This window comes from Rhodoferax koreense, from assembly GCF_001955695.1.
GTDB classification, from domain to species: Bacteria; Pseudomonadota; Gammaproteobacteria; order Burkholderiales; family Burkholderiaceae_C; genus Rhodoferax_B; species Rhodoferax_B koreensis.
In genome coordinates this window covers 2,918,010-2,944,065 of the sequence record NZ_CP019236.1, presented here as the reverse complement: position 1 = coordinate 2,944,065, position 26,056 = coordinate 2,918,010, and the positions used below count along the sequence as shown (strand labels likewise).

General features: G+C 67.2%; 27 protein-coding genes. 10 read left to right on the top strand and 17 right to left on the bottom strand.

Annotated elements, in window-relative coordinates; translation table 11 throughout:
• The first annotated feature begins 37 nt into the window (after positions 1 to 37).
• Entirely contained in the window at positions 38 to 2,467 is a 2,430-nt protein-coding gene (locus RD110_RS13720) for a diguanylate cyclase domain-containing protein (protein ID WP_162277361.1), read from the top strand.
• Positions 2,468 to 2,473: 6 nt separating this feature from the next.
• Here the strand turns inward: RD110_RS13720 and RD110_RS13715 are convergent, their stop codons facing one another.
• The 8 genes from RD110_RS13715 to RD110_RS13680 form a co-directional block, all read right to left on the bottom strand.
• Positions 2,474 to 2,989, bottom strand: a complete 516-nt coding sequence (locus tag RD110_RS13715) for a disulfide bond formation protein B (RefSeq protein WP_076200002.1) — start codon at positions 2,987 to 2,989, stop codon at positions 2,474 to 2,476.
• A gap of 100 nt (positions 2,990 to 3,089) precedes the next feature.
• Positions 3,090 to 4,226 carry a sulfate/molybdate ABC transporter ATP-binding protein gene (locus tag RD110_RS13710; RefSeq protein WP_076200001.1) on the bottom strand — a complete coding sequence of 379 codons (1,137 nt, stop codon included), beginning with the start codon at positions 4,224 to 4,226 and terminating at the stop codon, positions 3,090 to 3,092.
• A 116-nt stretch (positions 4,227 to 4,342) separates the two neighbouring features.
• Positions 4,343 to 5,236, bottom strand: coding sequence for a sulfate ABC transporter permease subunit CysW (gene cysW, locus RD110_RS13705; protein WP_076200000.1), 894 nt, complete (start codon positions 5,234 to 5,236; stop codon positions 4,343 to 4,345).
• The gene (cysT, locus tag RD110_RS13700; RefSeq protein WP_157900183.1) at positions 5,233 to 6,111 is read right to left on the bottom strand and encodes a sulfate ABC transporter permease subunit CysT; all 879 of its coding nucleotides are present in this window, start codon (positions 6,109 to 6,111) and stop codon (positions 5,233 to 5,235) included. The genes cysW and cysT overlap by 4 nt, the downstream gene beginning before the upstream one ends.
• Position 6,112: 1 nt before the next feature.
• Positions 6,113 to 7,126 carry a sulfate ABC transporter substrate-binding protein gene (locus RD110_RS13695; protein ID WP_076199999.1) on the bottom strand — a complete coding sequence of 338 codons (1,014 nt, stop codon included), beginning with the start codon at positions 7,124 to 7,126 and terminating at the stop codon, positions 6,113 to 6,115.
• Complete coding sequence (locus RD110_RS13690; protein ID WP_083686262.1) at positions 7,123 to 7,713, bottom strand: RBBP9/YdeN family alpha/beta hydrolase; 591 nt, start codon at positions 7,711 to 7,713, stop codon at positions 7,123 to 7,125. Before RD110_RS13690 ends, RD110_RS13695 begins: the two co-directional genes overlap by 4 nt.
• A 43-nt stretch (positions 7,714 to 7,756) precedes the next feature.
• Complete coding sequence (locus RD110_RS13685) at positions 7,757 to 8,398, bottom strand: peroxiredoxin (protein WP_076199997.1); 642 nt, start codon at positions 8,396 to 8,398, stop codon at positions 7,757 to 7,759.
• A 114-nt stretch (positions 8,399 to 8,512) separates the two neighbouring features.
• The gene (locus RD110_RS13680) at positions 8,513 to 9,409 is read right to left on the bottom strand and encodes a LysR substrate-binding domain-containing protein (RefSeq protein WP_076199996.1); all 897 of its coding nucleotides are present in this window, start codon (positions 9,407 to 9,409) and stop codon (positions 8,513 to 8,515) included.
• Positions 9,410 to 9,548: 139 nt separating this feature from the next.
• Between RD110_RS13680 and RD110_RS13675 the strand changes: the two genes are divergently transcribed.
• The 7 genes from RD110_RS13675 to RD110_RS13645 all read left to right on the top strand — a co-directional run bounded on the left by RD110_RS13675 (position 9,549) and on the right by RD110_RS13645 (position 18,927).
• Positions 9,549 to 10,199, top strand: a complete 651-nt coding sequence (locus tag RD110_RS13675; protein WP_076199995.1) for an FMN-dependent NADH-azoreductase — start codon at positions 9,549 to 9,551, stop codon at positions 10,197 to 10,199.
• A gap of 279 nt (positions 10,200 to 10,478) precedes the next feature.
• Complete coding sequence (locus RD110_RS13670) at positions 10,479 to 12,146, top strand: FecR domain-containing protein (protein WP_076199994.1); 1,668 nt, start codon at positions 10,479 to 10,481, stop codon at positions 12,144 to 12,146.
• On the top strand, positions 12,113 to 14,998 hold the full coding sequence (locus RD110_RS13665; RefSeq protein WP_157900182.1) for an EAL domain-containing protein: 2,886 nt from the start codon (positions 12,113 to 12,115) through the stop codon (positions 14,996 to 14,998). Before RD110_RS13670 ends, RD110_RS13665 begins: the two co-directional genes overlap by 34 nt.
• A gap of 147 nt (positions 14,999 to 15,145) precedes the next feature.
• A complete protein-coding gene (locus tag RD110_RS13660; RefSeq protein WP_076199992.1) occupies positions 15,146 to 16,057 on the top strand; it encodes a TauD/TfdA dioxygenase family protein in 912 nt (303 codons plus the stop codon).
• An 82-nt stretch (positions 16,058 to 16,139) separates the two neighbouring features.
• Positions 16,140 to 17,177, top strand: coding sequence for an ABC transporter substrate-binding protein (locus tag RD110_RS13655; protein WP_076199991.1), 1,038 nt, complete (start codon positions 16,140 to 16,142; stop codon positions 17,175 to 17,177).
• The gene (locus tag RD110_RS13650; RefSeq protein ID WP_076199990.1) at positions 17,177 to 17,989 is read left to right on the top strand and encodes an ABC transporter ATP-binding protein; all 813 of its coding nucleotides are present in this window, start codon (positions 17,177 to 17,179) and stop codon (positions 17,987 to 17,989) included. The genes RD110_RS13655 and RD110_RS13650 overlap by 1 nt, the downstream gene beginning before the upstream one ends.
• A complete protein-coding gene (locus RD110_RS13645; protein ID WP_083686260.1) occupies positions 17,986 to 18,927 on the top strand; it encodes an ABC transporter permease in 942 nt (313 codons plus the stop codon). Before RD110_RS13650 ends, RD110_RS13645 begins: the two co-directional genes overlap by 4 nt.
• Positions 18,928 to 19,082: 155 nt before the next feature.
• Here the strand turns inward: RD110_RS13645 and RD110_RS13640 are convergent, their stop codons facing one another.
• Positions 19,083 to 19,631, bottom strand: a complete 549-nt coding sequence (locus RD110_RS13640) for an NADPH-dependent FMN reductase (RefSeq protein WP_076199989.1) — start codon at positions 19,629 to 19,631, stop codon at positions 19,083 to 19,085.
• Positions 19,632 to 19,795: 164 nt separating this feature from the next.
• On the opposite strand from RD110_RS13640, the gene RD110_RS13635 reads away from it, so the two are divergent.
• Complete coding sequence (locus RD110_RS13635; protein ID WP_239467034.1) at positions 19,796 to 20,149, top strand: thioredoxin family protein; 354 nt, start codon at positions 19,796 to 19,798, stop codon at positions 20,147 to 20,149.
• Here the strand turns inward: RD110_RS13635 and RD110_RS13630 are convergent, their stop codons facing one another.
• The 5 genes from RD110_RS13630 to RD110_RS13610 all read right to left on the bottom strand — a co-directional run bounded on the left by RD110_RS13630 (position 20,150) and on the right by RD110_RS13610 (position 24,039).
• Complete coding sequence (locus RD110_RS13630) at positions 20,150 to 20,866, bottom strand: DUF2242 domain-containing protein (RefSeq protein WP_083686259.1); 717 nt, start codon at positions 20,864 to 20,866, stop codon at positions 20,150 to 20,152.
• 2 nt (positions 20,867 to 20,868) lie between these two features.
• A complete protein-coding gene (locus RD110_RS13625; protein WP_076199987.1) occupies positions 20,869 to 21,261 on the bottom strand; it encodes a DOPA 4,5-dioxygenase family protein in 393 nt (130 codons plus the stop codon).
• Between the two features lie 209 nt (positions 21,262 to 21,470).
• Positions 21,471 to 22,268: a MetQ/NlpA family ABC transporter substrate-binding protein gene (locus tag RD110_RS13620; RefSeq protein WP_076199986.1), complete on the bottom strand. Its 798-nt coding sequence runs from the start codon at positions 22,266 to 22,268 to the stop codon at positions 21,471 to 21,473.
• A gap of 30 nt (positions 22,269 to 22,298) precedes the next feature.
• A complete protein-coding gene (locus tag RD110_RS13615; RefSeq protein ID WP_076199985.1) occupies positions 22,299 to 22,964 on the bottom strand; it encodes a methionine ABC transporter permease in 666 nt (221 codons plus the stop codon).
• The gene (locus RD110_RS13610; protein WP_076199984.1) at positions 22,954 to 24,039 is read right to left on the bottom strand and encodes a methionine ABC transporter ATP-binding protein; all 1,086 of its coding nucleotides are present in this window, start codon (positions 24,037 to 24,039) and stop codon (positions 22,954 to 22,956) included. Before RD110_RS13610 ends, RD110_RS13615 begins: the two co-directional genes overlap by 11 nt.
• Positions 24,040 to 24,199: 160 nt before the next feature.
• Between RD110_RS13610 and RD110_RS13605 the strand changes: the two genes are divergently transcribed.
• Positions 24,200 to 25,057 carry a DMT family transporter gene (locus RD110_RS13605; protein ID WP_239467033.1) on the top strand — a complete coding sequence of 286 codons (858 nt, stop codon included), beginning with the start codon at positions 24,200 to 24,202 and terminating at the stop codon, positions 25,055 to 25,057.
• 69 nt (positions 25,058 to 25,126) lie between these two features.
• Here RD110_RS13605 and RD110_RS28350 read toward each other — a convergent pair whose 3' ends face one another.
• The 3 genes from RD110_RS28350 to RD110_RS13595 all read right to left on the bottom strand — a co-directional run bounded on the left by RD110_RS28350 (position 25,127) and on the right by RD110_RS13595 (position 25,966).
• On the bottom strand, positions 25,127 to 25,291 hold the full coding sequence (locus tag RD110_RS28350; RefSeq protein WP_204249969.1) for a hypothetical protein: 165 nt from the start codon (positions 25,289 to 25,291) through the stop codon (positions 25,127 to 25,129).
• Between the two features lie 98 nt (positions 25,292 to 25,389).
• Complete coding sequence (locus RD110_RS13600; RefSeq protein WP_076199982.1) at positions 25,390 to 25,626, bottom strand: hypothetical protein; 237 nt, start codon at positions 25,624 to 25,626, stop codon at positions 25,390 to 25,392.
• The gene (locus RD110_RS13595) at positions 25,613 to 25,966 is read right to left on the bottom strand and encodes a hypothetical protein (protein WP_204249968.1); all 354 of its coding nucleotides are present in this window, start codon (positions 25,964 to 25,966) and stop codon (positions 25,613 to 25,615) included. Before RD110_RS13595 ends, RD110_RS13600 begins: the two co-directional genes overlap by 14 nt.
• Positions 25,967 to 26,056 lie beyond the last annotated feature (90 nt).

Below are 26,056 nucleotides of genomic sequence, written 5' to 3'. Positions count from 1 at the left end.
GGCGCAGCCGCCCGGTCCGACACCTGAAAGCACCGCATTGAAGTTGGCCGATCTCATCCCCGCCGGGTCCGCGTCCCACGCGACGCCGGCGCAGCGTCGCCAGCGCAACGAGTGGCTGGCGCTGGCGCTGGGCCTGCTGCTGCTCACCGCCGCGCTGGCCTTCGTCATCTGGGAAGACCGGGCCAGCACCGGCGAGCGCGAACGCAACCGGCTGCAGACCCAGGCCCGGGTCATCGAGGAAAACCTGGTGCGCCAGCTGCAGGCCGTCGACAGCGTGCTCATCGGCATGCGGACCGAGTTGAACGCCCAGCAAGCGGGCAACCAAGTCATCGATGCCGACAAGGAGGCGCGCCGACTCAAGAGCCTGAGCGACGCGATGCCCGGCGTGCGGGCCCTCTATGTGGTCGACCGCCATGGCCTCGTGCTGATGGCCGAACAGAAGAACCTCATCGGACGTGACGCCAGGGAGCGTCTCTACTTCACCACGGTGCGCGACCACCCGGACGACGCGCTGGTCTACGTGTCGCCGCCCTATCTGTCGATCCGCGGCAACTATGTGATCAACCTGAGCAAGAGCGTCACCGGCACGGACGGCCGTTTCGCCGGCATCGCCACGGCGGTGCTGGACCAGTCGTACTTCGAGATCCTGGCGCGCTCCGTGGTCTATGCGCCGGACATGTCGGTCAGCCTCTCGCACGCCGACGGCCAGGTCTTCCTGATCACCCCTTCCTACGCGCGCGCCGTGGGCACCAGCCAGAACGCCGCGGGCTCGCCTTTCACACGCCACCGCGAAAGCGGTACCGCCGCCGCCGTCTACGAGGAAACCGCGGAAGACAACCGGCAGCCACGCATGTTGGCGCTGCGCAGCGTCACACCGCCCATGCTGCACCTGGACAAGCCGCTGGTCATCACCGTGGCGCGGCCGCTGTCGGGCATCTACGCCGCCTGGCGCGAACAGGCGATGGTCTATGCGTTCTTCTGGTGCCTGCTACTGGTCACCGCGGCGCTGGCGCTGTTCTTCCATCAGGCGCGGCGCCGCGCGTTGGCCGCGGCGGAGACGGCGGTGCAGGCCGCCCAGCGCGAGACGGCGCAGCGCCTGGAGCTGGCCATGCAGAGCGGCAACATCGGCCTGCTCGACTGGCACCTGCCCAGCGGCCGCGTGATCCTCAATCCGCTCGGCCACGCGCTGCTGGGCCGCGCCGCGGACGCGCCCCCGCTGGCGGCGCCCGAGTGGGAAGCGCTGCGCCATCCCGAGGATGCGGCCGAGGTCGCTGCGGTGCAGGCGGCGCTGCTGCGCTGCGAATTCCAGACCGCGGACCTCGAATACCGGGTGCGCCATGCCGCCGGCCACCACATCTACATCCACATGCGTGCCGAGGTCGTGGCGCGCGATGCGGCAGACCGGCCGCTGCGCCTGGTCGGCATCTTCCGCGACGTCAGCGCGCGCAAGCAGACCGAGGCCGCCCTCGCCGACGCCCTGGCGCTGCAGCGCCGCACCGGCGAGCTGGCCCGCGTGGGCGGCTGGGAACTCGACCTGCCCGACGGCGTGCCGGTGTGGACCGACGAGGTCTACCGCATCTACGACATGGACGCCCACGACGACGGGCACAGGCCGCTGAGCCTGACGCAGGCGCTGGACGGTTATGCCGCCAAGGACCGCGCGCGGCTCGAGTCGGCGCTGCAGCACGCCATCGAGGATGGTCAGCCCTGGGACATGGAGCTGCCCATGACCACCGTGCTCGGCCGCCGCATCTGGGTGCGTTCCCGTTGCGAAGTGGTGCGCCATGACGGCCGGCCGCGGCGACTGGTCGGCACCATCCAGGACACGACCGAACGCATGACCGTACAGCTGGAATTGGAGCGCGCCAATGCGCGGCTGGCCGAACTCTCGCTGACCGACGGCCTCACCGGCGTGGCCAACCGCCGGCGTTTCGACCAGGCGATCGCTGGCGAATGGCCGCGCAGCGTGCGCCAGCAGCTGCCGGTGGCGCTGCTGATGATCGACATCGACCACTTCAAGGCCTTCAACGACGCACTCGGCCACCAGAGCGGCGACGCCTGCCTGCGCGACGTGGCACACATCCTGGCACGCTGCGCCTGGCGCCCGGGTGAGTTGCTGGCGCGCTACGGCGGGGAGGAGTTCTGCATCCTGCTGCCGGGCAGCACGACACAGGACGCGCTGGTGGTGGCCCAGCGCTGCCTCGACCGGCTCGAACAGGCGCGCATCCCGCACCCGGCGTCGCCGCGGTCGCCGTCCTCGCCGGAGGCGGCCTGGCTCACGATCAGCATCGGCCTGGCCAGCATGGTGCCGCGCCTGGGCAGCCTGCCGGACGCGCTGGTGGAGCGCGCCGACACGGCCTTGTACCAGGCCAAGCGCAAAGGACGCGCGCGCCTCGAATGTGCCTCGGACCCAGGAGAGGACGACGCGATGGCGACCCCCCTGGATGCCCAGCCGCCGCTCGACTGAGGCGGATCAGTAACGGCTGCGCGTACCGGCGCGGCGCACCAGCAGCGTCAGGCCCACCACGACGATCGCCACGAAGCAGACGAAGGACCAGTTCGCGATGGAGCCGCCCAGGAAGGTCCAGTCGATCGCCGTGCAGTCGCCGCCGCCCTTGAAGATCATCGGGATCGCCCGCTTCAGCGGAAAGGTTTCGATCATGCCGTACAGGTCGCGGCCGCAGGTGGCCACCTCGGGCGGATACCACTGCAGCCAGCTCTGCCGCGCCGCCACGAAGGCGCCGAAACCCGCCACCAGCAGCAGCAGCACGATGCCGAAAATCTGCATGCCCTTTTTGCCGCTCAGCGCCGTCAATCCGGCGATGATTGCTACCAAAAGAAGAGCATAACGCTGCACGATGCACATCGGGCACGGCTCCAGCCCGACCACATGCTGCAGGTACAGCCCGAAGCCCAGCAAGGCCAGGCAGCCCACGCTGATCAGCAACAACACGCGCCGCGGCGCCCGATCCATCCAGTTCAGCAGCATTCCGTTCTTTCCATAAAAAACCACCTCGGCCCGGGACAGCCCCGCGGCATGAAAAAACGCCCGCGAGGGGCGTCTTCGAAGTGGCTGCCCGCGGCCGCGTTCAGATATCGAACGTGAGCGACTGGGCGTCCTCCACAAACACCTTGGCATGGCGCGGTGTGACCACCAGCGTCTCGCCCTCCTTCAACCCCATGTCCTTGAATTGCTGCGACGGAATCTGCGCCTCAATCAAATGGTCATCCGACGGATTGTCGGTGCGTTTGTGCTCGTCCAGCGGCGTAAGTTCCAGCCGAGCGATCGGTCCGATGACGATGGCACGCGTCAACTGCACCACGATGCCGTTCGGCCGCCCGTGGATGTCGAGGTGCGCGCCCGGCGAATAACGCTGCACGTCGAGATCGTGCGGGCGGACATAGGCGAAGGCCTTGGCGTCCTGCGCACCCTGGTGCTCGGGTGCGTCGAAGCGCAGGCCCTCGAGGTGCACCTCGCCCTCGTGGGCGCGACCGTGGAACAGGTTCACGTCGCCGAGGAAGCCGTAGACGAACGGACTGGCCGGATGGTCCCAGACCTGCTGGGGCGAGCCGATCTGCTCGATCTTGCCCTGGTTCATCAGCACCACCCGGTCGGCGACTTCCAGGGCCTCCTCCTGGTCGTGGGTCACGAAGATACTGGTGACGTGCAGGTCGTCGTGCAGCCGGCGCAGCCAGCGGCGCAGCTCCTTGCGCACCTTGGCATCGAGCGCGCCGAAGGGTTCGTCGAGCAGCAGCACCTTGGGCTCCACGGCCAGCGCGCGCGCCAGGGCGATGCGCTGGCGCTGGCCGCCCGAGAGCTGCGACGGGTAGCGGTCGGCCAGCCAGTCGAGCTGCACCAGCTTCAACAGGTCCGTCACCTTCTGCTTGATCTGCGCCTCGGGCGGGCGCTGGCCGCGCGGCTTCACGCGCAGGCCGAAGGCCACGTTTTCGAACACCGTCATGTGGCGGAACAGCGCATAGTGCTGGAACACGAAGCCGACCTGGCGCTCGCGCACGTGCACGTCGGTGGTGTCCTCGCCCGAGAACAGGATGCTGCCGCGATCGGCCGTCTCCAGGCCGGCAATGATGCGCAACAGCGTGGTCTTGCCGCAGCCCGACGGGCCGAGCAGCGCGACCAGTTCGCCGGATGCGATGTCCAGGCTCACGTCGCCCAGGGCCTGGAACGTGCCGAATTGTTTGCTGACGTTGCGGATTTCGATGCTCATGGGATGGCTCTTTCTTGACTTTTCCAGGAACACCGCGGAACCGGCTTTGCCGGGCCGCTGGTGTTGCCCCCTGCAAGGGGGTGGGCGCTACACGAAGTGAGCAATCTGGGGGTGTTTCATGGTTCTCGCGGACGCTCGGGCGGAAGTTCGGCGATGGCTTTGAGTTCTCGCTCGATGCGCCACTCGGACACCGATTTAATGACCAGGGTCACCAGCGCCAGGATGGCCAGCAGCGAGGCCACCGCGAACGCGGCCACCGACTGGTATTCGTTGTAGAGGATCTCCACGTGCAGCGGCAAGGTATTGGTCTGGCCGCGGATGTGGCCCGAGACCACCGACACCGCGCCGAATTCGCCCATGGCGCGCGCGTTGGTCAGGATCACGCCGTACAGCAGGCCCCACTTGATGTTGGGCAGCGTCACGTGCCAGAAGGTCTGCCAGCCGGTCGCGCCGAGCACGATGGCGGCCTGCTCCTCGTCGTTGCCCTGGGCCTGCATCAGCGGGATCAGCTCGCGCGCGATGAACGGGAAAGTCACGAACACGGTCGCCAGCACAATGCCCGGCACGGCGAAGATGATCTTGATGTCGTGCGATTGCAGCCAGGGGCCGATCCATCCGTTGGCGCCGAAGAGCAGCACGTACACCAGGCCCGCCACCACCGGCGATACGGAAAACGGCAGGTCGACCAGCGTCGTCAGGAAGGATTTGCCCCTGAACTCGTACTTGGCGATGGCCCAGGAAGCCGCCACGCCGAACACCAGGTTCAACGGCACGGCGATCGCCGTCGCCAGCAGGGTCAGCTTGATCGCCGACCAGGCATCGGGCTCGGCCAGCGCCTCGAAATACGCGCCAAAGCCCTTCCTCAGCGCCTCGGTGAACACCGCGGCCAGCGGCAGCACCAGGAACAGGAACAGGAACACCAGCGCGATGCCGATGAGCGTCCACTTGACCCACGGCGCTTCCGTGGTGCCGGCTTTCGCGCGGCGAATCGGTTGAGTCGCCCCGCTCATGACTTCGTCCCCGTACGGCTGCGTTGCCAGGCCTGCAGCGCGTTGATCACCAGCAGCAGCACAAACGAAAAGAACAGCATCACCACCGCCACGGCGGTCGCACCCGCGTAGTCGTACTGCTCGAGTTTGCCGATGATGATCAACGGCGTGATTTCGGAGATCATGGGCATGTTGCCGGCGATGAAGATCACCGAGCCGTACTCGCCGATGCCGCGCGCGAAGGCCATGGCGAAACCCGTCATCAGCGCGGGCAGGATGTGCGGCAGGATCACCTTGTAGAAGATCTGGAAACGCGTGGCGCCGAGCGAGGTGGCGGCTTCTTCGAGTTCCTTTTCCGCGTCCTCGAGCACCGGCTGCACCGTGCGCACCACGAAAGGCAGGCCGATGAAGATCAGCGCGATGACCACGCCGGCCGGCGTGAACGCGAGTTTGATGCCCATCGGCTCCAGGTACTGGCCGAGCCAGCCGTTGCCGGCCAGCAGCGCCGTGAGCGAGATGCCGGCCACGGCCGTGGGCAAGGCGAAAGGCAGGTCCACCAGCGCATCGACGATCTTCTTGCCCGGGAACTTGTAGCGCACCAGCACCCAGGCCACGAGCAGGCCGAATACCAGGTTCACCACGGCCGCGAACAGCGACGCGCCGAAGGTCAGCCGGTAGGACGCGAGCACGCGCGGCCCGGTCACCGCGGACCAGAATTGCTCCCAGGTCAGCGTGAAGGTCTTGAAGAACAGCGCCGAGAGCGGAATCAGCACGATCACGCTCAGATAGAACAGCGTGTAGCCGAGCGTCAACCCGAAACCGGGCAGCACCCGCTTCGCGCCGCGCGCGCCGCCGACCGCCGCCAGCGGCGCCGCCGCAGAAATGACCGCCGCCACTTTATTTCGGCGCGGTGTACAGCTTGTCGAACTGGCCACCGTCGTTGAAGTGCACCTTCTGCGCCTGGGCCAGACCGCCGAAATATTCTTCCACCGTGAACAGCTTGATCGGCTTGAAGACATCGGCATGGCGCTTCAGCACGGCTTCCGAGCGCGGACGCAGGGCATGCTTGGCGGCGATTTCCTGGCCTTCGTCCGAGTACAGGTAGTCCAGGTAGGCCTTGGCCAGTTCGCCCGTGCCCTTCTTGGCCACCGTGCGCTCCACGACCGCGACCGGGTTCTCGGCCAGCACGCTGGTGCTCGGGTACACCGCATCGACCTTGCCTTCGCCGAATTCGCGGTTGATGGACACCACTTCGGATTCGAAGGTGATCAGCACGTCGCCGATGTTGCGTTGCAGGAAGGTGGTGGTGGCGGCGCGGCCACCCGAGGCCAGCACCGGCACGTTCTTGTAGAGCTTGGCCACGAATTCCGCGGCCTGCGCATCGGTGCCGCCTTTGGCGCGCACATGACCCCAGGCGCCGAGGTAGGCGTAACGGCCGTTGCCTCCGGTCTTGGGGTTCACCACCACCACCTGCACGCCGGGTTTGATCAGGTCGTCCCAGTCCTTGATGCCCTTGGGGTTGCCGTTGCGCGTGAGAAACAGCATGGTCGAGGTGGTGGGCGAGGCATTGCCTGGGAACTTCTTGTTCCAGTCCTTGGCGACCACGCCCTTGTCGGCCAGGAAGTCGATGTCGGTCGAGGTGTTCATGGTCACCACGTCGGCGTCCAGCCCCTCGGCCACGGAACGTGCGATGGCGCTGGAGCCCGCGTGCGACTGATCGATCTTCACATCCTTGCCAGTGGTCTTCTTGTAGTTGGCCACGAAGGCGGCGTTGTAGTCCTTGTAGAACTCGCGCGCCACGTCATAGGAGCCGTTGAGCAGCGTGGTGGTCTGCGCCGAAGCCAGGCCCGAGCCCACCACGGAGGCGGCCAGCAACGCGCCGGCAAGAAGGGAAGCGATATTGTTTTTCATGCGGTTTCAGCGGATTGAGAAAAAGAAGACGGTGGATTTTCGCCGAGAGTCGCATCCTGCGCCCTCAGCGGCAAAGGAGCATCGGTCCCAGCCAGGGATTGCAGCAGCGCCAGGCCGAGCGGCCATTCGCCAAAACCCGACTCGACATTGATGTGGCCGGCGTCCTGCAGCCGCACGAATTCGCTGCCCCAGGCGCGCGCATAGGCACCGGCCAGGCGCACCGGGCAGTACGGGTCGTTGCTGCTGGCCACGAGCACGCTGCGGTAGGGCAGCTTCTGGTAAGGCACGGGCGCGAAATCGCTGAGCACCGAGCGGCGTTCCGGATCAGCCGGCGCGACCAGCAGCGCGCCCTGGATCCGGTTCGCGGCTTCCGGCGGCAGGTGGGTGGTGGCGATGCAGCCCAGGCTGTGGGCCACGACGACCACCGGCGCGGGCGACGCCAGGATCGCCCGTGCCAGCGTGCCGACCCAGGCATCCTTCGACGGCACCACCCAGTTGTCCTGCTCGACGCGCTCAACGGCGGCGAGACGGTCGGTCCAAAGGCTTTGCCAGTGGCCCGGGCCCGAGTTGCGCCAGCCCGGCACCATCAGGATGCGCACAGCATTCACCTTGGTCAGCAGACGGCCTCGTTCACTTGTTGGGCTGCGGCGTGACGCGCAGGTAGGGCCGCACGGCGTTGAAACCCTTGGGGAAGCGCTGGGCCAGTTCGGTCGGGTCCTGCAGGCTCGGCAGGATCACGACGTCGTCGCCGTCTTGCCAGTTGGCCGGCGTGGCCACCTTGTGGCTGTCGGTGAGCTGCAGCGAATCGATGACGCGCAGGATCTCGTCGAAGTTGCGTCCGGTGCTGGCCGGGTAGGTGAAGGTGGTGCGGATGGTCTTCTTCGGGTCGATGATGAACACGCTGCGCACCGTGGCATTCGCGAGCGCGTTCGGGTGGATCATGTCGTAGAGCGTGGCGACCTTGCGGTCCGCATCGGCGAGGATGGGGAAGTCGACCTCGGTGTCCTGCGTGTCGTTGATGTCCGGTACCCATTTGCCGTGGGACTCGAGCGTATCGACGCTGACTGCGATCGGCTTGACGCCGCGTTTGGCGAATTCGCCCGCGAGCGCTGCGGTCTTGCCGAGTTCGGTGGTGCACACCGGCGTGAAATCGGCCGGGTGCGAGAACAGCACCGCCCAGTCGTTGCCGATCCATTCATGAAAGGAGATCGGACCCGCGGTCGAGTCCTGGGTGAAGTCGGGTGCGGTGTCGCCGAGTCGCAATGTTGGCATGCTGGTTCTCCTCTGGATGCTTGGTTGCGCCGATTGTGGAGAAGCCGCGTTAAAACTCAAACGACTCTATTCTTGTTTGCATAGCTTCGATTGAGCATAAAGAACCGCCGATGCTCAACCCACGAGCTGCGATTCGCCGAGGAAATCGAGGAATGTCCGCACGGCCGGCACCAGGCCGCGGCGCGACGGGAACACCGCGTGCAGCACTCCGGGTGGCAGCGACCAGCCCGGCAGTAGCCGGTGCAGCCGACCGTCGGCGATTTCGGCACTGCACATGTAGTCGGGCAGGAATGTGGCGCCGACCCCCCTCAGGGCCGATAGCTTGAGCGTGAGCAGGTCATCGGCCACAAGACGTGGATGGTGCACCCAGGTGTATTCGGCCCCTTCCGGGCCGACCAGCTTGAGCGACGAGCGGCCGTCCACCGCCGACATGGCGATGGTGTCCAGCCGTTGCAGGTCCGCCGGACTCTGCGGATGGCCCTGCCGCGCGAGCTGTTCGGGGCTGGCCACCAGCAGCCCGGTCGACACGGACAGCCGCTTCACCACGAGGCTCGCGCTGCCGTCGAGGTTGGTGCGTACCCGCAGCGCCACGTCCACGCCCTCCTCCACCAGGTCGACCACGCGGTTGGTGACTTCCATCTCGATGCGCACTTGCGGATGCCGGGCCATGAACAAAGGCAGCTTTTCGCCCAGCACGCCCTGCGCCAGCGTGACCGGGCAGGTCACGCGCACGGTGCCGCGCGGCTCCGCCTGCACGCGCAGCACGGCCTCGTCGGCGGCGCTGGCCTCGGTGCGCATGGCTGCGCAGTGGCGGAAGTACACCTCGCCCACGTCGGTCAGCGAGAGCTTGCGCGTGGTGCGCTGCAACAGCCGCACGCCGAGCCGGGTCTCGAGCTCGGCCACGCGGCGTGAAAGCCGGGATTTCGGCAGGCCCAGCGCCCGGCCGGCGGCCGCGAAACTGCCCTGCTCGACCACCTCGGCGAAATAAAACATGTCGTTCAGATCCTGCATAAGGGCTCCTTTAACGGCTCAATTGTCTCATCAACAGGACAATCTAGTGCAGTTTCAGGCTCTTATCGGAAGATTGGATCGACCTCACAATTAATCCATGGCCACGCACCGTGGCTTCCACCACCTTGAAAGGTCTGTCATGCAACTGCTCCACATCGATTCCAGCGTCCTCGGCGAAAACTCCGTCACTCGCGTGCTCACCCAACGCATCGTCACCGAATGGCAGGCCAGCCACCCGGGCACTGCCGTGCAGCGACTGGACCTGGCCACCGACGCGCCCAGCCATCTGTCCATGGACTCGCTCGGCTTCCGCCTGGGCGCCGACCATGCCGATCTGAGCGACGTGCAACGCCAGGAGAACGCGGTCTCCGAAGCGCTGGTCCGGCAATTCCTGGACGCCGACGTCGTCGTCATCGGCGCGCCGCTCTACAACTTCACCATCCCGACCCAGCTCAAGGCCTGGATCGACCGTATCGCCCAGGCCGGCCGCACCTTCAAGTACACCGACAAGGGCCCGGTCGGTCTGGCCGGCGGCAAGACGGTGATCGTGGCCATCGGCCGCGGTGGCGTCTATTCCAACAGCGAAGGCGGCCGCGCCATGGAACACCAGGAAAGTTACCTGTCGGTGCTGTTCGGCTTCCTCGGGGTGACCGATGTGCGCTTCGTGCGCGCCGAAGGCGTGGCCATGGGACCGGACGCCAAGGCCAGCGCCCTGGCTTCAGCCGAAGCCGAGATCAAGCTGTTGACGGCGCCGGCCGCCAACCAGGACAAGGTGTCGCTCGCAGCCTGACCTCCGCTTCCTTCCGGGGCCTGCCCCGGCGTTTTCCCGCCCTGCCGGCTTGGCTTGGCCCTTTCGAGGACCAGGCCAAGCCGGCAGGGCCATTTGTTCGATCGTTTGTTCAGTTGACAGACGAATCCGAAGGCTCGCATCCACCAGCCCGAGCCATCAAATGCTCGGCATCGGTATTTATCACACAACCACGCCAGCGAAATAAGGCACAGAATCCGGCATTTTTACAATCATTCACGATGATGTCGGCGCCAAGCCGCGCCGCACGCCGGAAAACGCATGGCAAAACACGGATTGCTGGGTCACTGGTCGCGCCTGCCCTGCTGGCTGGTCTTCTGCCTGCTTTCGTCCTTTCTTTGCAACAATGTCTCGGCGGCCGACTTCATCTACACGGTCCAGCCAGGTGACCATCCCTGGAACCTTGCCCAGCGTTATCTCCGGCACATGGCGCTGGGTGCGCCGCTGCTCGCGCTCAACCACATCCCGGACGACCGCCGCATCCTGCCCGGCACGCGACTGCGCATTCCGCAGGCCTGGCTGAAGCTCGAGACGGCCCAGGTCCGGCTGCTGGCGGCATACGGTGCGACGAGCGTGCAATCCGGAGGCAATGCGGCCGAGCACCCCGCCGAGCCCGGTGCCATGCTGCGTGCGCCGGCCCGTCTTCGCACCGGCGCGGATGGCAGCGCGACGCTGCAGTTCGCCGACGGCTCCCGGGTGCTGATGCGCCGCGATTCGGAGCTGCTGCTGCGCCAGACCCAGGCCAGCGCGCTTGGCCAGACCAGCCTCATCTCGATCGAGCTGATGCGCGGCAGCCTGGAGAACCAGGTTACGCCGCTGGGCAATACCGGCGGGCGCTTCGAGATCCGCACACCCGCGGCCACGGCGGCGGTGCGCGGCACCGCCTTTCGGCTGTCCTTCGACAGCGCGGCCGGAGTGCTGCGCACGGAAGTACTCGAAGGTGCGGTCAACGTGGCCAATCGCACCGGCGAGGCCACTCCCCAGGCCTTGCAGGGCAATGTTTCCCGAACGGGTGCCGCGCCTGCGCCGCCGGTGGCGCTGCTGGCGGCGCCGAACCTGGACGGGCTGCCGGCGCGCATCGAACGCCTGCCGGTCGATCTGCCCGTGGCACCGCTGGCGGGCGCTGTCGCCTACCGTACGCAGGTCGCGCCCGACGCACGGTTCGAGGTGGTCACGTCCGACGAAACCACCCTGGCGGCACGGGTTCGCGCGCGCGAACTCGAAGACGGCAGCCACGTGCTGCGCGTGCGCGCCATCGACGCCCAGGGACTGGAGGGGCTGTCGGCCGAACGCGCGCTGCAGGTCCATGCCCGGCCAGCGCCCCCGCTGCTCATCGAGCCGGCACCCGACGCGGTCCTCACGACCGCACGGCCCAGGTTCCGCTGGACCGAAGGGGACCCGCGGCTGAGCTACCGGCTGCAACTGGCCGCCGGCGACGGGGCACCCGCTTTCGTTGAGCCGGTGGATGCGCAGGACGTGCCGCGGGGCACGGCGCAGGCGGGACTGGATCTGCCGGTCGGCGCCTACCGCTGGCGCGTGGCCGCCGTCGATCCGCAGAAGGGCCAGGGGCCGTGGGGCGACGCGCAGGCGTTTCGCCGCGTGCTGCCCGGGCCGGACGTGGCCATCGCGCCGGTGGAGGAAGGTCGTCTCATCTTGCGCTGGTCGGCCCAGCCGCAGGCGGCACGCTACCGGTTCCAGATTGCGCGCGAAGCGGCCTTCGGCGCACCGATCCTGGACGCGGAAACCGAGACGCCGCAATACGCCTTGCAGGACCTGGCCCCCGGCATCTACCAGGTGCGCGTGCAGGCCATCGGCGCCGATGGCTTCGCCGGACCGTGGGGCGCCCCCCAGACTTTCACCGTGCCCGAGGCGCCATCGCCGTACTGGAGGGCCCTGTGGCTGCTGATCCCCGCGCTGCTGATGTTCTGACGCCGGACGCGCCGTCCTGGCATCAGGCCACGCGCTGGCTGTTGCGACGCACGGCCTGGTGGCTGGCCGGGGCGGCCGCGGCTTGGCTGCTGACCTGGCTGCCGCCGGCCCTGGTACAGCGGCTCGACCTGCTGGCCTACGACCTGCTGCTGCCCGAGCGCGCGCCGTCGCCGACGGCGCCGCTGGTGCTGGCCATCGACGATGCGAGCCTGGCGGCGCTGGGTCGCTGGCCCTGGTCACGCTCGGTATTCGCGGCCATGATCGACCGCCTGCGCGAGGCCGGGGCGAGCGGGATCGCCGTCGCCGTGCTGTTTTCCGAACCCGACCGCGCCGACCCTGGCGGCGATGCCGCGCTGGCCGCGGCCATGGCCCGCTTTTCGGATCATGGCCGCGTGGTGCTGGCCGTCGCACCGGTGCGCGATGCCGAAGGCCGCATCCAGGCGGCAGCGCCTGAGCTGCCGCAGACCGGCGCCCGACTCGGGCATGTGGACGTGGAGATCGACCTGGACGGCCAGTCGCGCAGCTTCTACCGGCGTGCCGGCACGGGCCGAGCCGATCTGCCGGCGCTGGCCGCGGCGCTGCTGGAGGACGCCGCCGCTCCCCGTGCACCGCCCACGGCTGCGCCACTGGACCGCCTCTGGGTGCGCGACGAAGAGATCCTGCTGCCGCGAACGACTGGCGTGCCGATGCTGTCCTTTGCGCAGGCCCTGCAGTGGCCCGTTGCGACCTCGGCGCTGGATGGGGTGCGCGGGCGCGCGGTGTTCATCGGCGTCACCGCCAGCGGACTGGGCGGCGAACTCAACACGCCGCTGGCCGCGCGGCATGCGACGCTGCCGGCCGTCCTGTTTCACGCGCAGGCCTTCGATGCGCTGCAGAGCCGGGCCGTCATCCGGCGTGCGCCGTGGCCGCTGGTCTTCGCCCTGGGCCTGTTGTCGGTGAGCAGCCTGGCGCTGTGGCCGGCGCGGCTGGGTCGTCGCACGCTGCTGGCCGGGGTGCTGCTGCTGTTGCCGCTGGCGGTCAGTGCCCTGCTGATGGCCGGCAGCCTGCTCTGGCTGCCACCAGCCGGGCCGACGCTCGCATTGGCCGTGGCCCTGGCCTGCTGGCTGGCGCGCAAGCTGCGCCGGGCCAATCGCCAGTTGCTGCGCTCGCGCCAGCATGCGCAGGCCACGCTGCAGGCCATCGACGACGCGGTGATGACCGTCGACATGCGGCGCCAAACCGTGCGTTTCGCCAACCCCACCGCCTACCTGCAGGCGGGCGGGCGGCCCTTGCTGGGCTTGCCGCTGCCCGCGGCCTATCCGCTCACCGCGGAAAGCATGCAGCGGCTCGTGCAGGCCGTCGACGACTGCCTGGCGCAGCGACGGCGCGTGCACCTTCCCGAACTGCTGAACCTGCAGGCACCGGCCGGGCTGCGCGCGCTGCGGGCCACCGCCAGCCCGCTGCACGGTCCGGACGGCGGGCTCGATGGCGCCGTGCTGGTGTTCGCCGACGTGACCGATGCCATCGCCGCGGCGCGCGAGCTGGACCGCGCGGCCAGCCATGACGGCTTGACCGGCCTGCCCAACCGCGCGCTGCTGTACGAGCGGCTGGCGCTGACGCTTTCGCGCATCCAGCGCCGCGGCGGCGTGGCGGCCATCCTGTTCCTCGACCTGGACCGTTTCAAGCACATCAACGACAGCCTCGGCCACCGCATCGGCGACGAGGTGCTGAAGGTCCTGGCCCAGCGCCTGCGCGGCCTGTGCCGGGACACGGACACCGTGGCGCGCTGGGGTGGCGACGAATTCGTGCTGATCCTGGAGGACATCGGTGGCCACGAAGGCGCGGCCATCGCTGCGGCCAAGGTGGTGGACGCCCTGTCGCAGGACATCGAGCTCGACACCGGCTTCAGCCACGTGCGCCTGCCCAGCGCCGGCAGCGTGGGCGTGGTGCTGGCGCCGCAGGACGGCACCGACATGGAGGACCTGCTGTCCAAGGCCGACATGGCCATGTACCGCGCCAAGGCCCAGCCGCGCGCCAGTTTCCAGTTCTGGTCGAGCGCCATCAACACCCGCATGCACGACCGGCTGGCGCTGGAGATGGCGCTGCGCCAGGGCCTGCGCGAGGGGCAGTTCGTGCTGTACTACCAGCCGCAGTTCGACTTCCAGGACGGTCGCCTGGTCGGCATGGAGGCCCTGATGCGCTGGCAGCGCACGCCGGCGCAACTGGTGCAGCCCGGTGGCTTCATCGAGGTGGCGGAGGAGTCGGACCTGATCGTCGACCTCGGCGCCTGGGCCTTGCGCGAGGTGGCCCGCCAGCAGGCCGACTGGCTGCGCGCCGGCCATCGTGCGGTGCCCGTGGGGGTGAACGTCTCCGCCCGGCAGTGCCTGAACCGCGACCTGGTCCAGGTGCTGCGGCTGGCCCTGGGCGAAACCGGCATCCCGCCGGCGCTGCTGCGGCTGGAGATCACCGAGACCACCGCCATGACCGATGCCGACCAGGTGATCGGCCTGCTGTGCGAACTACGGGCCCTGGGCGTGGGCCTGTCGGTCGACGATTTCGGCACAGGTTATTCGTCGCTGGCCTACCTCAAGCGTTTTCCGCTGGACGAACTCAAGATCGACCGCGCCTTCGTGCAGGACCTCGCCACCGACAGCCACGACGCGGCCATCGTGCGCGCCACCATCGTGCTGGCCCACGGCCTGGGCCTGAAGGTCGTGGCCGAAGGCGTGGAGACCGAGGCGCAGAGCCGCTTCCTGGCCGAACATGGCTGCGATACCGCCCAGGGCTTCCTGTTCAGCCGACCGCTGCCGCTGGCCGCCGTGACGCGGTTGTTGCAGCGTGGCGAACTGGCACCGCCGCCGGCATCGCGCTAGCCGACCGGTTCTGCCCACGGTCACGCTCTTCAGATGATTTAGTTGTAAATACGGAAGAACTTAATCGTTCCGTGTTGAACCAGTCGTCCCTACATTCTCATCACACCAGGCCCTTCCGGCCTTCAGAACGTGAATGAAGCGACGACCATGACCGCAGTACTCTCAACCTCCCTCTTGCCCGACACCGGACGGCCCGCAGCCACAGCGCAGAACTTCGAGATCCGCCCCTTCGCGGCGCCGCTCGGCGCCGAGGTGATCGGACTGGATCTCTCCGTGCCGCTCGGGGACGACGACTTCGCCCGCATCCACCGCGCCCACCTCGATCACCACGTGCTGGTCTTCCGCGACCAACGCATCACGCCCGCTCAGCAGATCGCCTTCAGCCGGCGCTTCGGCCCCCTGCAGATCCACGTGCTGCGGCAATTCCAGCTGCCGGGCCACCCGGAAATCCTGCGCATCTCCAACATCCTCGAGGATGGCCAGCCGATCGGCCTCGGCGACGCCGGGCATTTCTGGCATTCCGACCTGTCCTACAAGGAAAAGCCAAGCCTGGGCTCGATGCTGCATGCGCAGGAGTTGCCAAGCGAAGGCGGCGACACCCTGTTCGCCAACATGCACACCGCCTGGGACACGCTGCCGCCCGCGCTGAAGGAGGAAGTGGCCGGCCTGCGCGCCGAACACACCTACCTCGCCAAATACGCCGAACTGCAGGCGCGCAGCCCCTGGCGCCCCAACCTGACGCCGGAACAGATCGCCGAAGTCAAACCGGTCGTGCATCCGGTCGTGCGCACCCATCCGGAAACCGGCCGCAAGGCGCTGTTCGTGAGCGAGCATTTCACGAGCCGCATCGTCGATGTGCCCGAAGAAAAAAGCCAGGCGCTGCTGGCGCAGCTTTTCGCCCACAGCGTGCAGCCAGAACACGTGTACCGCCACCAGTGGCAGCCGCACGACATGGTGTTCTGGGACAACCGTTCGCTGATGCACCTGGCCGCCGGCACGCCGGATCACCTGCGCCGCAAGCTGTACCGCACGACCATCGAAGGCGATGCGGTGTTCTGAGTCGGTTTTGAGCCAAATTGGCCTCCAGCACTTATTCCAACTGCGCTGGTAGCTCCTGAATCCATAGCAAACAGAGATTTCCATGAATTTTTTCTTCACGCCATCCAACCGTCGACGCTTCGGCGCCGTCGCCACCAGCCTGGCTTTGCTCGCCGGTGGCACGTTCTCCGCCACCGCCGCCCGTGCCGAAGGCCAGCTGCGCATCGCCGAGCAGTTCGGCATCGTCTACCTGCTGCTCAACGTGGCGCAGGAACAGAAACTCATCGAAAAACACGGCAAGGCCGCGGGCGTGGACGTGAAAGTCGAATGGCTCAAGCTCTCGGGCGGCTCGGCGGTGAACGACGCACTGCTCTCGGGCAACATCGACATCGCTGGCGCCGGCGTCGGCCCGCTGCTGACCATCTGGGACCGCACCCACGGCAAACAGAACGTGCGCGGCGTGGCCTCGCTCGGCAACTTCCCGTATTACCTGGTGAGCAACAACCCGGCGGTGAAGACGATCGCCGACTTCACCGACAAGGACCGCATCGCCGTGCCGGCCGTGGGCGTGTCGGTGCAGTCGCGCGTGCTGCAGCTGGCCACGGCCAAGCTTTGGGGAGACGCGCAATACAAGAAGCTCGATGCGGTGCAGGTGCCGTTGCCGCATCCGGACGCGGCGGCCGCCATCATCAGCGGCGGCACGGAGATCACGGCCCATTTCGGCAATCCGCCATTCCAGGACCAGGAACTGGCCGGCAACCCGAAGGCGCATATCGTGCTGAGCTCCTACGACGTGCTCGGCGGGCCGTCGTCGGCCACGGTGCTCTACGCCACCGAGAAATTCCGCAAGGACAACCCGAAGACCTACAAGGCCTTCGTCGGCGCGCTCGACGAGGCGGCGCAGTTCGTCACGGCGAATCCCGAAAAGGCCGCCGACATCTACCTCAAGGTCGGCCAGGCCAAGATCGACCGCGACCTGCTGGTCAAGATCATCAAGAACCCGGAAGTGCAGTTCAAGATCGCGCCGCAGAACACCTATCCGCTGGCCGAGTTCATGCACCGCGTCGGCGCCATCAAGAACAAGCCTGCATCGGCGCGCGACTACTTCTTCGACGACGCCCACGTCGCGGCAGGCAATTGATGGACACGACCACTTCCAACGTGTCGCCCCTGCTGCAGGTCGATGGCGTCAGCCTGGAGTACCGCACGCCCGAGCGCCTGGTGCGCGCCACGCACCGCGTGAGCTTCGATGTGTTCGCCGGCGACCGCTACGTCTTGCTCGGCGCCTCCGGCTGCGGCAAATCGAGCCTGCTCAAGGCGGTGGCCGGCTTCGTGCCGCCGCGCGAGGGCGAGATCCGTCTGAACGGCCGTGCCGTGCGCCAGCCCGGGCCCGACCGCATCGTGGTGTTCCAGGAGTTCGACCAGTTGCCGCCATGGAAGACGGTGCGCGAGAACGTGATGTTCCCGCTGCTGGCATCGAAGAAGCTGGGCCGCAAGGAGGCCGCCGAACGTGCCAGCCATTACCTCGCCAAGGTCGGGCTGGCCGACTTCGCCGACGCGCATCCGCACACCTTGTCGGGCGGCATGAAACAACGCGTGGCCATCGCCCGTGCCCTGGCCATGCAACCCCAGGTGCTGCTGATGGACGAGCCGTTCGCCGCGCTCGATGCGCTCACGCGCCGGCGCATGCAGGAAGAACTGCTGGCGCTGTGGGACGAGTTCCGCTTCACGCTGATCTTCGTCACGCATTCGATCGAGGAAGCGCTGGTGGTGGGCAACCGCATCGGCCTGCTGTCGCCGCACCCCGGTCGGCTGCGCGCCGAGATCAACAGCCACCAGTTCGACCTGCAGAGCCAGGGCGGCACCGAGTTCCAGGCCACGGCGCAGCGCATCCACCGGCTGCTGTTCGAGCACGAAGCCGCGAATGCGGACCAGCACAAGGAGGCCGCATGAACACCGCAGCCCTGAAACTGCCGCTGCGGGCGCAGACGGCCGAAACCATTTCGGTGTCAACGCCCACGCGCTTCGCGCACTTGCCACCCGTGCGCCCCGAAGCCGAATACACGCTGCCGCCGCTGGGCGACGTGGCGCCCGAACGCGCCCTGCCCTGGTCCACGCGCATCTGGCAACAGGGCGGCGTGCGCAAGGCGGTGATCCTGCTGGCACTGGCCGCGCTGTGGGAGATCGTCGCGCGCATCCAGAACAACGACCTGCTGCTGCCAAGTTTCCTGCAGACCGCCGCGGCCTTGGGCGACGGCCTGGCCAGTGGCGAACTCGTCGAGAAGACGCGGCTGTCGCTCGGCGTGTTGCTGCAGGGTTACGTGATCGGCATCGTGGCGGCCTTTGGGCTGACGACATTGGCCGTTTCGACGCAGTTCGGCCGCGACCTGCTGACCACGCTGACCTCGATGTTCAACCCGCTGCCGGCCATCGCGCTGCTGCCGCTGGCCCTGCTGTGGTTCGGCCTGGGCAACAACAGCCTGGTGTTCGTGCTGGTGCATTCGGTGCTCTGGCCGCTGGCGCTGAACATGTACGCCGGCTTCCAGGGCGTGCCCGAAACCCTGCGCATGGCCGGGCGCAACTACGGCCTGCGCGGCCTGCGCTACGTGCTGCAGATCCTGGTGCCCGCCGCCCTGCCCGCGATCCTGGCCGGCCTGAAGATCGGCTGGGCCTTCGCCTGGCGCACGTTGATCGCCGCCGAACTGGTGTTCGGCGCATCCTCGGGCAAGGGTGGCCTGGGCTGGTACATCTTCCAGAACCGCAACGAGCTCTACACCGACAAGGTCTTCGCCGGCCTGGCGCTGGTGATCATCATCGGCCTCTTGGTCGAGACGCTCGGCTTCCACACGCTGGAGCGGCTCACGATCCGCAAGTGGGGCGTGGGTCGCTGAACACCCCCAGGCTTGCCCACTTCGTGTGGCCTCCAACCCCCTTGCAGGGGGCAACACCAGTGGCCCGGCGAAGCCGGTTCCACGGTGTTCCTGGAATGGGTCACCTTCGCCATCGGAGAACTCGGCGAGTCATTTCCCGCGGCCTCTCACTAAGGTCAAACGTGCTTCTTGACCCAAGCCACGTACTGGTCCATCCAGCCCTGCAGAAACGCCTTGCTCGCGTCGCCGATGCTGCCGTCGGCGTTGAACAGGCCGTCCTTGGCCTGGATGAAGGCTTCGGGCTGGCCGAGCGTGGGAACGTTCAGGTAGGCGAGCACGTTGCGCAAATGCTGCTGCGCCATCGCCGTGCCGATGGCACCGACCGACACGCCGATCACGCCGGCGGGCTTGCCGCCCCACACGCTCTGGCCGTAGGGCCGCGAGGCGTGGTCCAGCGCGTTCTTCAACACGCCTGGCATGGAGCGGTTGTATTCCGGTGTGACGAACAGCAAGGCCTGCGACGCGGCGACCTGGGCCTTCAGGCGCTTCACCGCATCGGCCTGGTTGGCGTCGTCGTCCTGGTTGTACAGCGGCAGGTCGCCGATCTGCAGCACTTCCAGACTGAAATCGGCCGGCGCGAGCTTGGCCAGCGCGAGCGCCAGCTTGTGGTTGAAGGATTCCTTGCGCAGGCTGCCGACGACGACGGCGACTTTGGTTTGGCTCATGGGGTGGGTACTCCTGGAGAAACGGATGGGACGGATACACGCTGCGAACGCAGGCGCAGACACCATCATCGCCGTTTCCCACGACATCGTGTGCGTCTCGCCTCTTTTTCCCCAGACCGGCGCGGCCCGCCCGAGTCTGCGATCATCGCGGCATGAGCCCGACAATGCCCGTGAAACCCGACGTCCTCGTCGCCTGCCTGTGCGCCGACTGGTGCGGCGCCTGCCGCGAATACAAAAGCCGCTTCGAACAGGCACAGGCCGCGTTTTCGTCCGCGCGTTTCCTCTGGGTGGACATCGAGGACCAGGCCGACTGGGTCGACCCGATCGAGGTGGAGAATTTTCCGTCGATCCTGGTGACCGTGGACGGCGAGCCGCGCTTCTTCGGCACGGTCCTGCCGCACCTCGAAACCCTGGAGCGGCTGATCAAGGCGCAGATCGACGCGCCGACGGCACCCGCGCTGCGCGATCCGCAAGTCCGCGCGCTCGCACAGCGGCTGCTGGCCGCCGCCGAGGCCTGATCAGGGCTTGTCCGCCGGTGGCGGCGGGTCCAGGTCGGACTTGGCGTCGGGTTGGATGTCGGGCTTGATTTCCACCTTGAGGTCGGGCTGCGGTGCCGTCTTCACGGTCGGCTTGATCACAGCCGGCGGCGTGGCGGCCGCCTCCTCCGCCTCCTCGGTGCTGATCACCAGATAACGCTGCACCAGGGCGAAGAAGCGGTCGTAGAAAGCCTCGCTCGTGATGGTCTCGCTGCCGACCTTGATCATCGCGTCGCTGCTCGACGAAAACGGCAGCGACACCGAACCCAACGCCCCGACGCCCAGGCTGGCCGAGTTGTTGCTCTTCTTCAAGGCATAACGGTCCTGCAGCGCCGTGACGAAGCCCAGCGTGACCTTGCCGTCGCGCGTCTCGGCGGTGCAGACCACGCGGATCTCCATCTGCACATGGTTCTCGGTGTCGGGCTGGAAGCTCTTCGTGCCCTGCACCAGATCGGTGGTGCTGGTGGTGATGAGGTAGCCCTGGCTCAGCAGCGCACGCCGCGAGGCCTCGCAGGTCTGCACCGGCGAGGCGTCGAACATGCGCGAATAGGTGTCGGTGGAATTGAACTGTTCCTGCTGCGGCAGCGGCTTGGGCGGCACGATGTTGGTGCAGGCGCCCAGCAGGGCACACAGCGCGAGCAGCGCCAGTTGCGGGATGCGGCGGACGGGGGAAGGACGGGTCAGGATTTCAGGCACCATTTTCAGAAGACGTAGGTGGTCGGTTCGCCCGAGAGCACGGAGAGGTCCAGCGGCCGCACCGCGCCCATCCACATGGCGCGGTCGCGGTGGTCCACCAGGTCGTTGCCGGTCACCGGGTGGATGAACACCACCAGTGGACCACGGTGCATCGCGAGCCACGGCACCAGGGTGCCGAACACCGCGGGTGCGAACGCCAGCTGGCAGCTCCAGTCCGGATGCGGTCCGACCGGCCTCTCGTGCACGCGGCCCATCTTGGCATCGAACAGGGCGGCGGCGCGCTCGCACAGGGCGCGGGCCGCGGCAAGGCTGTGCGCATCGAAATACACGTGGGCATGGAAACCCAGAATGGGCGGGGCTTCGAAAGGGGTCTGGGTGTCTGGATGGCTGAGGGTCATGCGTGGAACTCCGGATGGCGCCGGCCTTCTGCTCGGCAACGGCGCACCATGTGCATTGTGCCGCCCACGACCACGGGGGCAAGGCCGGCGCCAATAACCCCGGGATCATCCGGGCGGAATGTGTCCGCGAGGTTTCAGCCCGGTAAGCGGTTGGCAATGAAAAAGGCCGCCGGCGCAACGCCGGCGGCCCTGGCGGACGGCCGTGCCGATCAGAAACCGGCGAGCACCGAGCCCTTGAACTCGGTTTCGATGTACTTGCGGACTTCGTCCGAATGGTAGGCCTTGACCAGCTTGGTCACCCATGGCTTGTCCTTGTCCTGCTCGCGCACCACCAGGATGTTCACGTAGGGCGACTTGGCGCTTTCCTTGGCGATCGCGTCCTTCTGCGGATTCAGGCCGGCGGACAAGGCGAAGTTGGTGTTGATGGCCGAGGCGTCCAGGTCATCCAGCGAACGCGGCAGTTGCGCGGCTTCGAGTTCGACGAACTTGATCTTCTTCGGGTTGTCCGTCACGTCCAGCGGCGTGGCCTTCAGGCCGGCTTCGGCCCTGAGCTTGATCAGGCCCAGGTCCTGCAGCACCAGCAGCACGCGGCCGCCGTTGGTCGGGTCGTTCGGAATGCCGAAGCGTGCGCCGTCCTTGAGTTCCTTCAGGTCCTTGACCTTCTTGGAGTAGATGCCGATCGGGTAGTTGACGGTGTAGGCCACCGAGACCAGCTTGTAACCGCGGTCCTTGACCTGCTGGTCGAGGAAAGGCTTGTGCTGGTAGCTGTTGGCGTCGAGGTCGCCAGCGGCGAGTGCGGCATTGGGCTGGATGTAGTCGCTGAATTCGACGATCTGGATCTTCAGGCCGTCCTTTTCGGCAACCTTCTTCACCTGCTCGAAGATGTGCGCGTGCGGGCCGGCGGTGACGCCGACCTTCAGCGGCTTGTCCTGCGCGAAGGCGGCGCCGGTGAAGGCCACGGCAGCGGCCAGGGCCAGGGCGGAATGGATGAGAGTGCGTTTATGCATGGGATTTGCTTTTTGGTTGGAATCGATTTTTTATTTATGGCTGAGTCGGCGCACCAGCCAGTCGCCGCCGCTTTGCACCAGCTGCACGAACAGGATCAGCACGACCACCACGGCCAGCATCACCTCCGGCAGGAAGCGCTGGTAGCCGTAGCGGATGCCGAGGTCGCCAAGTCCGCCGCCGCCGATGGCGCCGGCCATGGCCGAATAGCCCGTCAGGCTCACGAAGGTGATGGTCAGGCCGGCGACGATGCCGGGCAGCGCTTCGGGCAGCAGCACCTTCCAGACGATCTGGCCGGTGGTCGCACCCATGGCCTGCGCGGCCTCGATCAGGCCGTGGTCGACCTCGCGCAGCGCGGTTTCCACCAGGCGGGCCACGAAGGGCGCGGCGGCGATCGTGAGCGGCACCACCGCCGCGGCGGTGCCGATCGACGAACCGGTGACGAAACGCGTGAGCGGGATGATCGCCACCAACAGGATGATGAAGGGCGTGGAGCGCACGGCATTGACGATGCCGCCGACGATGCGGTTGGCCGCGCCGTTCTGCAGCACGCCGCCGGTATCGGTGAGGCGCAGGAACACGCCCAGCGGCACCCCGAGCAGCGCACCGACAATGCCCGAGATGCCGACCATGACGACGGTCTCCCACAGCGAGCTGACGAACAGCTCCAGCAGCGCCTGCGAAAAATTAGCGAACATCGGCGAGCTCCCTGTGGGCGGGCACGGCGCTCGCGGATTCCTGAATCACTTCCTGCACCGCGACGCCGGCCGCACGCAGATGCGCCACGGCCGCCTGCAAGGGCTCGCGCGCGCCGCGGGCGAACACCGCCAGCGTGCCGAAGGGCTGGCCCTGGATCTCGTCGATCTGGCCGTGCAGGATGCTGAGGTCGATGCCGAAGCGGCGGATCACGTCGGACAGCAGCGGCGCGTCCGAGCCGGCGCCCGCAAACGCCAGGCGCAGCAACTGGCTGCCGCCGACGGGGCCGGCCGACATCAGCGTGCGGATGCGCGCGAGCACGCTCTCGGGCAGCTCCTGCGGCACGATCTCGTCGATCAGGCTTTTCGTGGTGGCATGCTGCGGCCGCGTGAAGACCTCCATCACCGGGCCGCTCTCGACGATGCGGCCGGCATCGATCACCGCGACGCGGTCGGCCACCTGCTTGATGACCTGCATCTGGTGCGTGATCAGCACGATGGTCAGGCCGAATTCGCGGTTGATCTGCTTGAGCAGGCCCAGGATCGAGCGCGTGGTCTCCGGGTCGAGCGCCGATGTCGCTTCGTCCGACAGCAGCACCTTCGGCCGGTTGGCCAGTGCGCGGGCGATGCCCACGCGCTGCTTCTGCCCGCCGCTGATCTGCGCCGGGAAGCGGTCGCGCAGCGCGGAAAGGCCCACGAGTTCGAGCAAGGGCTCGACGCGGGCCTGGATCTCGGATTGGCCGAGACCGGCGATCTCGAGCGGCAGCGCCACGTTGTCGAACACCGTGCGCGAAGACAGCAGGTTGAAATGCTGGAAGACGATGCCGATGTCGCGCCGCGCCACCCGCAGCGCATCGCCGTCGAGCGTGGTCAGGTCGCGGCCGCCGACGAACACCTGGCCCGAGGTCGGGCGGTTCAGCAGGTTGATGACCCGCACCAGCGAGCTCTTGCCCGCGCCGCTGCGGCCGATGATGCCGTAGACCTCACCCTGCTTGACCTCGAGGTTGACGCCGCGCAGCGCCTCGACCGGGCCGGAGGAGCCCTTGTAGGTTTGAACAATATCCCGTAACTCGATCATGGAAAGCTGGCCGACCGGTGTGAGCGCGGCGAGGACGCATCCGGTACTTTTTGTGAAGAATAAGTTGATAATTTACAGGCAAATCGATGTATATCTAAATAATATTAAATTTGACCATTAGATGATTTCAGTCTTTAGAGGGCGATCCGTGGCCGGCGGTGTGCTGCTCCACATTGCCGGCCTGTGGCTGCTGTCCAGCCTGGACGCCACCGGCAAGTTGCTCGTGCTCGGCGGCGTGCCGGTACTGATGGTGTCCTGGTTTCGGTACACCGTGCATGTGGCGCTGATGACGGTGACGGTCGTGCCGCGCCGCGGCCGCGCCATCTGGCGAACGACCTCGCTGCGCGGCCAACTGCTGCGTGGCGCATTGATGATCGCCACGACGGTGCTGTTTTTCTCGGTGCTCGGCCGCTTGCCGCTGGCCGAGGGCACGGCGATGAATTTCATGGCACCGGTGTTCCTGATGGCGCTCGCGCCCTGGCTGCTCCACGAGCCCAGCCGGTTGCACCGCTGGCTGGGCGTGCTGGCCGGTTTCGTCGGCATGCTGATCGTGGTGCGGCCCGGCGCCCAGCTCGATCCCGTCGGCGTCGGGCTCGGCCTGCTCACCGCGCTGGCCTTTGCGTTCTTCCAGGTGGCGACGCGCCGGCTTGCTGCCGACGACCCGCTCACCACCAACTACTACGGCGGCGTGTTCGGTGCGGTGTCGCTGACGCTGGCCCTGCCCTGGTTCTGGCGCGACCTGCCGCTCACCGGCTGGCAATGGCTGCTGCTGGGCTCGACCGGGGTGACCGGCTTCCTCGGCCACTGGCTGCAGATCACCGCTTACAGCCGTGCGCCCGCCACCCTGCTCGCGCCTTTCAGCTACTTGCAGATCGTGGCCGCGACCACGCTCGGCTGGCTGTTGTTCGACCAGCTGCCGGGCCGCACGACGGCACTGGGCATCGGGCTGATCTGCCTGGCCGGCCTGGGGGTGGCGCTGACCGAAGGCCTGCGCGCGCGGCGCCTCGAGAACCTCTAGACCCACCAAAAACAAAGCGCCCGTGAAGGGCGCCTGCAAAACCGAGGGCGAGCGGATCGCCCGTTGGCATCAACCGCCCTTGTGAGGACGCTTGCCCGGGTTCTTCTTGCTGCGGGTGGCGACGCCGCGCTCGAGGCTGCGCTTCTGGCCGCGGCTCACGGGGTTGGTGTAGCCTGGCAGGGGCACTGGCTTGGGCGCGCAGCGGTCGCTTTCTGTTCTGATGACTTTGGCCATGGGAAAAAACTCCGGTAAATAAAAGGGAACCCGGTATTAGGCCACAGCCGCACACCACATTCCGGGATGTACAGCTTTGAGAGGCCGTTTCTTACCGGTCAGCGGGCTGCTTCGGCTTCGTCCATCGCCTTGCAGGAAGGCGAGCAGACCACCTGCGACTGGCCGAGCAGCTTGCGGGTGGTCATCAGCGAACGCGTGCGGTGCTTGCCGCACAGGAAGCACGACATGGTCGCGCCGCCGAACGAGGCTGCCACCGCGAACGGCGAGCCCGAAACTTTGGATTTGTAGCGCAGGCCATCGGCCAGCACCGCGGTTTTCCCATCAGCCTTGGCCATGGATCTTCCCTTTCTGTTCTCCGCGCATGGCGCGTTCAATTGCGTCGCGGGCAAGCCGCTCGGCTGTCGTGGCTGCATCGAGCGAGGACCGGCACAGGCCGGCCACGTCGTAGTGCATATTTTCGTATAACTCCGCCGCAGCGGGGTGGGCGTCGAGCAAAGCCCCGAGTTCGGCACCCGAGGGAATGACATGGAATTCATTCACCAGGTGTTCGACCACGGATCGGTATTGCTCGGCCCCCACGGGCGCCTCGCTGTGCTCCAGCCGCTCAAGCAGCTGGGCCAGCACGTGCGTGACGGTCAGGTTCGAGGAGGAAGACTGGGGTTTGGTAGCGTTCATGCATCGAATTTGGGGTGAAAGGACCGAAAAACAAGGCTTTGGCCACGCCAGGCGCAGCCAGCCGTCATCGGGGCGAAATGAAGAATGAGG